This is a genomic window from Haloechinothrix aidingensis, from assembly GCF_013450155.1.
Lineage (GTDB): Bacteria > Actinomycetota > Actinomycetes > Mycobacteriales > Pseudonocardiaceae > Haloechinothrix > Haloechinothrix aidingensis.
Genome location: NZ_JACCKD010000001.1, coordinates 741,914 through 752,160 on the forward strand (window position 1 = coordinate 741,914; position 10,247 = coordinate 752,160).

General features: G+C 69.6%; 9 protein-coding genes. 8 read left to right on the forward strand and 1 reads right to left on the reverse strand.

Annotation, left to right across the window (positions count from 1 at the left end; translation table 11 throughout):
• Nucleotides 1-50: 50 nt before the first annotated feature.
• Nucleotides 51-1,004 carry a 1,4-dihydroxy-2-naphthoyl-CoA synthase gene (locus H0B56_RS03640; protein ID WP_180891467.1) on the reverse strand — a complete coding sequence of 318 codons (954 nt, stop codon included), beginning with the start codon at nt 1,002-1,004 and terminating at the stop codon, nt 51-53.
• Nucleotides 1,005-1,112: 108 nt separating this feature from the next.
• Here H0B56_RS03640 and menD point away from each other — a divergent pair, with 108 nt between their 5' ends.
• The 8 genes from menD (at nt 1,113) to H0B56_RS03680 (ending at nt 10,234) form a co-directional block, all read left to right on the forward strand.
• Nucleotides 1,113-2,804: a 2-succinyl-5-enolpyruvyl-6-hydroxy-3-cyclohexene-1-carboxylic-acid synthase gene (gene menD, locus H0B56_RS03645; RefSeq protein ID WP_180891468.1), complete on the forward strand. Its 1,692-nt coding sequence runs from the start codon at nt 1,113-1,115 to the stop codon at nt 2,802-2,804.
• A gap of 122 nt (nt 2,805-2,926) precedes the next feature.
• On the forward strand, nt 2,927-4,087 hold the full coding sequence (locus tag H0B56_RS03650) for a glycosyltransferase (RefSeq protein WP_180891469.1): 1,161 nt from the start codon (nt 2,927-2,929) through the stop codon (nt 4,085-4,087).
• 92 nt (nt 4,088-4,179) lie between these two features.
• Nucleotides 4,180-4,875: a demethylmenaquinone methyltransferase gene (locus tag H0B56_RS03655; RefSeq protein ID WP_180891470.1), complete on the forward strand. Its 696-nt coding sequence runs from the start codon at nt 4,180-4,182 to the stop codon at nt 4,873-4,875.
• Between the two features lie 58 nt (nt 4,876-4,933).
• Entirely contained in the window at nt 4,934-6,229 is a 1,296-nt protein-coding gene (locus tag H0B56_RS03660; protein ID WP_180891471.1) for a geranylgeranyl reductase family protein, read from the forward strand.
• Between the two features lie 534 nt (nt 6,230-6,763).
• A complete protein-coding gene (locus H0B56_RS03665) occupies nt 6,764-7,201 on the forward strand; it encodes an NADH-quinone oxidoreductase subunit A (protein WP_089302271.1) in 438 nt (145 codons plus the stop codon).
• Nucleotides 7,202-7,288: 87 nt separating this feature from the next.
• Nucleotides 7,289-7,930: a NuoB/complex I 20 kDa subunit family protein gene (locus tag H0B56_RS03670; RefSeq protein WP_219632110.1), complete on the forward strand. Its 642-nt coding sequence runs from the start codon at nt 7,289-7,291 to the stop codon at nt 7,928-7,930.
• Between the two features lie 115 nt (nt 7,931-8,045).
• Nucleotides 8,046-8,810 carry an NADH-quinone oxidoreductase subunit C gene (locus tag H0B56_RS03675; protein ID WP_180891687.1) on the forward strand — a complete coding sequence of 255 codons (765 nt, stop codon included), beginning with the start codon at nt 8,046-8,048 and terminating at the stop codon, nt 8,808-8,810.
• Complete coding sequence (locus H0B56_RS03680) at nt 8,807-10,234, forward strand: NADH-quinone oxidoreductase subunit D (RefSeq protein WP_180891472.1); 1,428 nt, start codon at nt 8,807-8,809, stop codon at nt 10,232-10,234. The genes H0B56_RS03675 and H0B56_RS03680 overlap by 4 nt, the downstream gene beginning before the upstream one ends.
• Nucleotides 10,235-10,247: the final 13 nt, after the last annotated feature.

Below are 10,247 nucleotides of genomic sequence, written 5' to 3' on the forward strand. Positions count from 1 at the left end.
CTGAATGACGCTTTCCGTCCCGCACACGGACGGAAAGCGTCATTCAGCGCTCAGTAGAAGTAGGGGAAATCGGTCCAGTCCGGATCGCGCTTGTCGAGGAAGGCGTCGCGGCCCTCGGCGGCCTCGTCGGTCATGTAGGCCAGGCGTGTCGTCTCACCAGCGAAGACCTGCTGGCCGGGCAGGCCGTCGTCGATCAGGTTGAACGCGTACTTGAGCATCCGCTGCGCCGTCGGGGACTTGCCGTTGATCTCCCACGCCCACTGCAGGGCTTCGGCCTCCAGCTCGGCATGCGGGACCACCTCGTTGACCGCCCCCATGTGATGCATCTGCTCGGCGGTGTAGGTCCTGCCCAGCGCGAAGATCTCCCTGGCGAACTTCTGCCCGACCTGACGCGCGAGGTAGGCCGAGCCGAAACCGGCGTCGAAGGAGCCCACATCCGCGTCGGTCTGCTTGAACCGGGCGTGCTCGGCAGAGGCGAGCGTGAGATCGCACACCACGTGCAGCGAGTGCCCGCCGCCCGCGGCCCATCCCGGCACCACGGCCAGCACCACCTTGGGCATGAACCGGATCAACCGCTGGACCTCGAGGATGTGCAGCCTGCCTGCCTGCGCCGGGTCGATGGTGTCCGATGTCTCGCCGCTGGCGTACTGATATCCGGAGCGGCCACGAATACGCTGGTCACCACCGGAGCAGAACGCCCAGCCGCCGTCGTGCGGGGACGGCCCGTTGCCGGTGAGCACGACCGCGCCGACGTCCGAGCACATCCTGGCGTGGTCGAGTGCGCGGTAGAGCTCGTCGACCGTGTGCGGGCGGAAGGCGTTGCGCACCTCGGGGCGGTTGAACGCCACCCGGAGCACACGTTTGCCGCCCCGGCTCTCGGCGGAACGGTGGTAGGTGATGTCGGTGAAGTCGAAGCCCTCGACCTCGCTCCACGCTCGCGGGTCGAAGAGCTCGGAGACGGGCGGGGTGGAGCCGGCTGCGGCTGGCGTATCGGGATCGGGCACATCTGGGAGGATAGTTGGCCAGGAGTGCCGCTGTTCCGACGGGAGATCAACGGGTGTGCTGATGCCGACAGACGCGCGACCGGGAGCACGCCCGCCGGGGGAGCGCCCATGAACCCTTCCACAGCGCAGGCACGTGTCCTCGTGGACGAGCTGGTGCGCAACACCGTCTCGCATGTCGTGGTCTGCCCCGGATCCCGCAACGCACCGCTGTCCATGGCGCTCTACGACGCGGCGGAGGCCGGACGCCTCGCCATGCATGTTCGGGTGGACGAGCGCACCGCCGCGTTCCTCGCACTGGGTATCGCCGCCCGCACCGGGCGCCCGACGGCGGTGGTGTGCACCTCCGGTACCGCAGCCGCCAACTTCCACCCCGCGGTGCTGGAAGCCGACCGGGCGGGCGTCCCGCTGATCGTGCTCACCGCGGACCGGCCCGCGGAGCTGCGCGCGGCGGGAGCCAACCAGGTGATCGAGCAGGATCGGCTGTACGGCAGCGCGGTGCGCTACTTCGACGAGCTGGCCGTAGCCGAGAAGCGCCCCGGCCAGAACGCGTACTGGCGCAGCCAGGTCTGCCGGGCATGGAACGCGGCCTACGGGGAGTGGCGGTCCGGTCCGGTGCACCTCAACGTCCCGTTCCGCGAGCCGCTGGTACCGGACTCCGGCCGGCACGACGAGCCGTGGTGCGAGCCGCTCGACGGGCGGGAGAACGGGCAGCGTTGGACGGAGCTGCCCGACTTCGGTGCGTTCCCCGCGTTCGTGGTCCCGTCCGCGCGGTGCGGGCTGGTCATCGCCTGCGACTCCGGGGTACGGGCCGCCAGCGAGTGGGCCGCCGAGCACGGGTGGCCGATCATCTCCGAGACCGGGGCGGCCGGGCTGTCCGGCGACTGCGCCATGACAAGTGGTGCCTGGTTGCTCGCCGTCCCGGAGTTCGTCGCCGCGCACAAGCCGGAGCAGGTGCTGTGCATCGGGCGGCCGACGGTGTTCCGGCAGGTGGAGTCCCTGCTCGCCGACGAGGACGTGGAAGTGCTGCTGGTACGCCCGGACACCGACTGGCCCGCTCCGGCGCACAACGTGCGCCAGGTCGGCCAGTGGTTCGCCGAGCCGACCAAGCCTGCCGATCCCGCGTGGCTGGAGCGCTGGCAGCGCGCCGACGGAGCCGCGCGGCGCGCCGTGTCGGAGAAGCTGGCCGAGGCGCCGTGGCCGACAGGTCCCGGCGTCGCGGCCGAGCTGGTCGACACGCTTCCCCCGGAGTCGTTACTCGTGATCGGTTCGTCCAACCCGACACGGGACGTCGCGCTGTCGGCCTGCTCCGCCCGGCCCGACATCGTGGTGCACCGCAACAGGGGCGTCGCCGGTATCGACGGCATGGTCTCGACAGCGCTCGGCGCGGCCACCGCGCACCGTGGGCCTTCCTACGCCCTGCTCGGCGACCTGACGTTCCTGCACGACATCAACGGCTTGTTGAGCTGTTCCGGTGAGGACCTTCCCGACCTGACGATCGTGGTGCTCAACGACGACGGGGGCGGCATCTTCTCGTTGCTCGAGCAGGGCGCCGACGAGCACTCCCGCAGTTTCGAGCGCGTGTTCGGGACGCCGCACGGCTCGGACATCGCGGCGCTGTGCGCGGGGTACCGGGTCGCGCACACGCGGGCGCACACGCGCACGGAGTTGCGGGAGGCGTTGCGGCCCCGCCGTGGCCTGCGGGTGGTCGAGGTCGTCGTGGACCGCTCGTCGCGGCGTGAGCTGCACGCCGGGCTGTACGAGGCTGTCGGCGAGGCGGTCGCCGCGGCGTTGCGTTCCTGAGCGGCAGCCCGGGGCCGGTTCCCGCCGGGAGCGGCGTGGGTCAGCAACACTTACCCGGGTGTTCGCTCGCCCGCCACGTGAGTGCGGTTCGTCCGATCATTCGCGGTTGTGATGGTTGGCATGTGCGCATCGCGATCGTGACCGAGTCATTCCTGCCCCAGGTCAACGGCGTAACCAACTCGGTGCTGCGGGTCCTCGAACAGCTGCGTTCCGCGGGGCACCGGACCCTCGTGATCGCGCCGGGCTCCGGTGTGGAGTGGTACGGGGACACCCGGGTCGTCCGGCTGCCGGCTGTGCAGTTCCCCGCGGTGAAGTCCCTGCCGATCGGGTTGCCGACCAGGGCGTTGGACGCGGCTCTCGGGGAGTTCGACCCGGACGTGGTGCACCTGGCGTCGCCGTTCGTGGTGGGGGCGCGTGGCGCGCAGGCCGCGCGCCGCCTCGGCGTGCCGAGCGTGGCCGTCTACCAGACCGATGTCGCGGGGTTCGCCGAGTCGTACGGATTGGGGTTCGCTCGCCGGGCGGCGTGGCGATGGATCAGGCGGCTGCACGGGACCGTCGACCGTACGCTCGCCCCCTCCAGCGAGTCGGCGCGGGAACTGCACGAGCACGGTGTGCCGCGGGTGCACCTGTGGCGGCGCGGGGTGGACGTCGCGCGGTTCTCCCCCGAGCTGACCGACCCCGGCTTGCGAGCGGCGCTGGCGCCGCGCGGTGAGCTGCTGGTGGGGTTCGTCGGGCGGCTGGCACCGGAGAAGGAGGTGGACCGGCTCGCCGCGCTGGAGGACGTCCCCGGCGTGCGGTTGGTCGTCGTCGGCGACGGCCCCGCGCGGGAGGCGCTGCGCGAACGCATGCCGGGTGCGACGTTCCTCGGGGCATGCTACGGCGACGAGCTCGCAGCCGTGTACGCGAGCCTGGACGTGTTCGTGCACACCGGCCCGCACGAGACGTTCTGCCAGACCGTCCAGGAGGCGATGGCCTCGGGCGTGCCCGTGCTGGCCCCCGCCGCGGGTGGCCCGATGGACCTGGTGCGGGACGGCGTGACCGGCTACCTGCTCCCTGTCGAGCGGGGCGCGTTCCGAGCCGCCCTGCTCGACAGGCTCGACCGGCTCGCCGACGACCGGTTGCGTGCCGGGATGGGTGCGCGCGGGCGAGCCACGGTGCGCGCGCGCAGCTGGCAGGCGGTCTGCGCCGAACTGCTCGCGCACTACGGCGACGTCACCGGCCTGCCGGTGAGCCCGGCCCGCGACGCCGTCGAGGACGGGTACGCGGGGCGGATGAGTGCGTAACGACACGCGCGGCGGGCCGCGGATGCCGGAGGTGGGGCGCTCGCGCTGCCCGCGCGTATCGCCGGTGGGGCAGGGTTACTAGGCTGCTCACTATGTCGCGCGCCAATCTGGACAAGGACCCCCGCGAGGTCGCGGCGATGTTCGATGACGTCGCGAAGGGGTACGACCGCGCGAACTCGGTGATGACCTTCGGGTTCGACCGGCGCTGGCGTAGCGTCGCCGCGAAGATCCTGGACGCCACCCATGGTGATCGCGTGCTCGACCTGGCAGCGGGAACCGGGGTGTCCACCGCGGAGTTCGCCAGGCACGGCGCGTGGTGCGTCGCGGCGGACTTCTCGGTGGAGATGCTGCGCAACGGCAAGCAGCGCGGGGTGCCGATGGTGGCGGCGGACGCGCTGCGGCTGCCGTTCGCCGACGAGTCGTTCGACGCCGCGACGATCCTGTTCGGCCTGCGCAACTTCGTGGACACCGCTGCCGCGCTCACCGAGGTCGCCCGGGTGGTCAAGCCGGGTGGCAGGTTGGTGATCTGCGAGGTCTCGACCCCTCCCAACGCGCTGATGCGCTTCCTGCACACCAAGTTCCTCATGCGCGTGGTGACCTGGTTCGGCAAGCGGGCCTCGTCGAACCCGGACGCGTACTCCTACCTCGCCGAGTCGATGGCCGCGTGGCCGCAGCAGCGCGAGCTCGGCGAGATCATCGCCGCTGCCGGCTGGTCCGGGGTGGAGTGGCTGAACGTCACGTTCGGGGTGGTCGCGATCCACCGCGCTGTCAAGCCGGAGCAGGAGTGACGGCACGTGTGACCTACGGGCCGGGGCGCACCGACCGTGCCCGGGCTAGGGTGGCGCCATGAGCACGGCGAGTCGGCGTCGTCCCGATGAGGACGCGGAGGTCATTGTTGTCGGCGGGGGTCCTGCGGGGGCGACCGTGGCGACCTACCTTGCCCGCGCGGGTGTCGATGTCCTTGTACTGGAGAAGACCACGTTTCCCAGGGACAAGGTGTGCGGGGACGGCTTGACCCCGCGTGGCGTCAAGCAGCTGATCGATCTCGGGATCGACACGCGCCAGGAGGCGGGTTGGGTGCACAGCAGGGGCCTGCGCATCCTCGCCGGTGAGCACACCATCGAGCTGGACTGGCCCGAGCTGAGCAACTACCCGCCCTACGGGGTCTCGCGCACCCGCCACGACTTCGACGAGTTGCTCGCCCGTACCGCCGAGCGGGCGGGGGCGAGGTTGCAGGAGCGCACGACGGTGACCGAAGCGATCACCGAGGAGCGCACCGGCAGGGTCGTCGGGGTGCGCGGCAAGTTCGGCCCGGACAAGGAGCCGGTGGCCTACCGCGCGCCGCTGGTGCTGGCATGCGACGGCGTGTCGGCCCGGCTCGCGTTGTCGGTCGGGATCGACAAGCTCGACAACCGCCCGATGGGTGTGGCGGTCCGCCGCTACTACAAGAGCCCGAAGCACGACGACCCGATGATCGAGGGTCACCTGGAGCTGTGGGACAGGCGCGACCCGGACGACCCCCGGCTGCTGCCCGGCTACGGATGGGCGTTCCCGCTCGGCGACGGCACCGTCAACGTGGGGCTGGGCATCCTGTCGACGAGCAAGGCGTTCCGGAATACCGACTACCGGGCCCTGATGCGCTCGTGGCTGGACTCCACCCCTGAGGAGTGGGGGTTCCGGGAGGAGAACGCGATCGGCCGGATCGGTGGCGCCGGGCTGCCGATGGGGTTCAACCGCACCCCGCACTACCGCAACGGTCTGCTGCTGCTCGGGGATGCCGGGGGGATGGTCAGCCCGTTCAACGGGGAGGGCATCTCGGCGGCGATGGAGTCGGCTCAGCTGGCCGCCGAATGCGTCGTGCAGGCGCTCGCCCGTCCGGAGGGGCCGTCCCGGGAGCGCGCCTTGCAGGGCTATCCGCGCGCGCTGTCCGAGGAGATGGGTGGCTACTACCGGCTGGGTAACCTGTTCGCCAAGGCGATCGGCAACCCGAAGGTGATGCGCGCGTCGACGAAGTACGGGCTGCGCATCAAGAGCCTCCTTCCGCTGATCTACAAGGGTATGTCGGGCTGCTACGAGGCGCGGGGCGGCGACGCGGTGGATCGCCTGATCACCACGGCATCCCGGTTGACACCGAGCGCGTAGGCACCGCCTGCGCGCACAGCCCATCGGCTCGCGCGGTGCGCGAGACGCGCTCGGTCACGACGGGGGTGCCGTTGGTCACGGCGGCGTCCGGCCGTAAAAGGCGTGTGATCTTTCTCGCGTCGCCGGTTCGGCGCTCGTCGTCGCTCGGTTCCGCCGGCCGGCCGTGCCGCGTGCGTCCCGGGGGTGACCTCGCCGTTCCCGCTGCGCTCGATGCCCCCGTCGCCGGTGCGGGTTGAGGATCCGGCGGGAGATGAATCGTGTTCGAAAGGGGGGCCACGTCACAACCGCCGGAATATGCGTCCTAGACTACGGCCAGATCTTGTGAACGCGTTCACAACGCTGTGCGCCTGCTTGTGAACGAATTCACAAGATGTGTGCCGGTTCGTGCCCCGCATGCGCGGGGAGCTGACCGGTAACCCGTTGGGGCCGGAGGTGATCCGGGTCTCTTAGGGTGCCCCGCAGAGACTGCGGAACAGGACAGGAACGCCCAGCCGGCAAGGGCTGTGTCCGGAGCAGGAAAGGACGACGGTGCCAATGCTCGAGGCCGAGCCAGCCGCAGCAGCCACCGATGTATGGCACTTCGCGCAGGAAGCGGGAGTCACCAGCAGCGTCGAGACCTACCTCCCGCTGGTGCTGCTTCTCGCGCTTTCCACGGGGTTCGCGCTCTTCTCTGTCGTGATCGCCCCGCTGGTCGGGCCGAAGCGTTACAACTCGGCGAAGGTCGAACCGTACGAGTGCGGCATCGAGGCGTCCCCGCAACCGGTGGTCGGTGGTGGCCGGATCCCGGTGAAGTTCTACCTGACCGGGATGCTGTTCATCCTGTTCGACATCGAGATGGTCTTCCTCTACCCGTACGCGGTCGCCGCCGACTCGATCGGCTTGTTCGGTTTCGTCGCCGTCACGATCTTCATCGTCGCGATCACCGTCCCGTACGTGTACGAGTGGGCGCGAGGGGGCTTGGAATGGGATTGATCGTGCGTCACCCGCGCTCGCGTGCATGGCTCGGTGCCCACGCGGTGTGTACGACCCGCAGTCGAGCCGACCAGGGAGGGATCCATCATGGGGCTTGAGGAGAAGCTGCCGAGCGGGATCATGCTGGCCAGCGTGGAGAAGCTGGCCAACTGGTCGCGACAGTCCTCGTTGTGGCCCGCGACGTTCGGGCTGGCTTGTTGCGCGATCGAGATGATGACCACCGGCGGTCCGCGCTACGACCTGTCCCGCTTCGGCATGGAGGTCTTCCGCGCGTCGCCACGGCAGGCCGATCTGATGATCGTGGCCGGGCGGGTCAGCCAGAAGATGGCGCCGGTCCTGCGGCAGATCTACGACCAGATGTCCGAACCCAAGTGGGTGCTGTCCATGGGCGTCTGTGCCTCGTCCGGCGGGATGTTCAACAACTACGCCATCGTGCAGGGCGTCGACCACGTCGTTCCCGTCGACATGTACCTGCCGGGCTGCCCGCCCCGCCCCGAGATGTTGATCGACGCGATCCTGAAGCTGCACGCGAAGATCAACGAGGAGCCGATGGGGCCGCGGCGGGCCGAGGAGAAGGCCGAACGCGGCGAGGAGCTCCCGCTCCCGCCGTCGTCGGTGAAGTACGCCCCCAAGTCGACCCGCGAAGCGCGGCTGGCCGAGGTCCCCGCCAACGAGGTAGAGGGGCGACGTCGTAGCACCATCCCGCTCGAGCTGCTTGAGGAGCGCTGAGGCAAGCGTGACCGAACCTGACGAACCCACCACACCCACCACCGACTCGAGCGCCGCCGGTGCGGGCTCCGACGGCGGCTCCGGCGCACAGGGGCAGGCCGCGCAGCCCGAAGAGGTGGCGGAGAGCAAGCCGCAGCCGGGCGGCACCCAGTCCAGTGCCGAGCGCGGCGGCGGCAACGGTGGCGACAGCCTCGAGCCGTACGGCGCGCGCCCGGCCGAGCCGGTTGTCGCCGGCCGTGCGCGCAGGGGAATGTTCGGTGTCGCCGGGACGGGGGACACCTCCGGCTACGGCGGGCTCCGCCTTCCTGCGTACGTCCCGCCCGCGGCAGAACGGCCCTACGGTGGCTGGTTCGACGAGTTCGTCGACGACTTCCTCGCGGCGCTGGACGAGAACGGCATCCCGCGCGATGCGATCCAGCAGATCACCGTCGACCGAGGTGAGATCACCTTTTACGTGCGGCGGGAGCACCTCGTCGGTGTCTGCCGCACGTTGCGTGACGACGGCGCACTGCGTTTCGAGTTCTGCAGCTCGGTCTCCGGTGTGGATTTCGGGGAGGATGTGCCGCAGCGGCTGCACTCCACCTACCACCTGACATCGATGACCTACCGCAGGAGGATCCGGCTCGAGGTCTGCGTCGACGTCGACGACCCGCATGTTCCGTCCATCGTGGACGTCTATCCGGCAGCGGACTGGCAGGAGCGAGAGGCCTGGGACATGTTCGGCATCATCTATGACGGGCATCCGGGCCTGACCCGCATCCTGATGCCCGATGACTGGGAAGGGCACCCGCAGCGGAAGGACTACCCGCTCGGCGGTATCCCCGTGGAGTACAAGGGCACCGAGGTTCCTCCCCCCGACCAGCGGAGGGCGTACTCATGAGCAACAACGAGAGCGCTAACGGCTCCGGCGGCGCGCGCGCACACGACGCCACGCTGCACGACAAGGGGCTGGCGGATGTGACCACGGGCGTGGACACCAGCCCGGAGGGTTCGGAAAGCGATCCCTACGCCCAGTACCGGGACACGACGGAAGGCAGGGTCTTCACCGTCACCGGTGGTGACTGGGACGAGGCCATGGCCGACGTCGGCGGTGACGAGCGGATCGTGATGAACCTCGGCCCGCAACACCCGTCCACGCACGGGGTGCTGCGGCTGGTGGTCGAGATGGAAGGCGAGACCGTCACCAACCTGCGCTCGGTCGTGGGGTACCTGCACACCGGTATCGAGAAGAACACCGAGGTCCGCAACTGGACGCAGGGTGTCACCTTCGTGACACGGATGGACTACCTGGCACCCCTGTCCAACGAGGCCGCGTACTGCATGGGTGTCGAGAAGCTGCTCGGCCTGGAGATCCCGCGCCGGGCGCAGGTGATCCGCGTGCTGCTGCTCGAGCTCAACAGGATCAGCTCGCACATGGTCGCGCTGGCCACCGGTGGCATGGAGCTGGGCGCGCTCACCGCGATGACCTCCGGGTTCCGGGAACGCGAGGAGGTCCTGCACCTGCTCGAGTACCTCACAGGGCAGCGGATGAACCACTCGTACATCCGGCCGGGCGGTCTGGCCCAGGACGTTCCGGAGGACACGCCGGAGAAGGTCGCAGAGTTCGTCAAGCTGATGAAGAAGCGGCTGCCGGACTACGACAGGATGCTCACCGGCCAGCCGATCTGGCAGAACCGGCTGAAGGGCGTTGGCTACCTGCCGGTCGACGCGTGCCTGGCACTCGGCGCGAGCGGTCCGATACTGCGCGCCGCCGGGCTCGGCTGGGACCTGCGCAAGACCGAGCCCTACCTCGGCTACGAGGAGTACGACTTCGAGGTGCCGGTCTCCAACGACGCCGACGCCTACGCGCGGTACGTGCTGCGCGTCGAGGAGATCCACCAGTCGTTGCGGATCATCGAGCAGGCCGTGCAGAAGCTGGAGCCGGGACCGGTGATGGTCTCCGACCAGAAGATCGCCTGGCCCGCTCAGCTGTCGGTGGCCTCCGACGGGATCGGCAATTCGCTGGACCACGTGCGCAACATCATGGGCCAGTCGATGGAGGCGTTGATCCACCATTTCAAGCTCGTGACCGAAGGCTTCAGCGTGCCGCCCGGCCAGGTCTACACCGCGGTCGAGTCGCCACGCGGCGAGCTCGGGTACCACATGGTTTCGGACGGCGGTACGCGACCGATGCGGGTTCACGTGCGTGACCCCAGTTTCGTGAACCTGCAGTCCATGCCGGCGATGTCGGAAGGGGGGATGGTCGCGGACGTCATCGCGGCCGTCGCCTCGCTTGATCCGGTGATGGGAGGGTGTGATCGGTGACCGAGGCGCACGA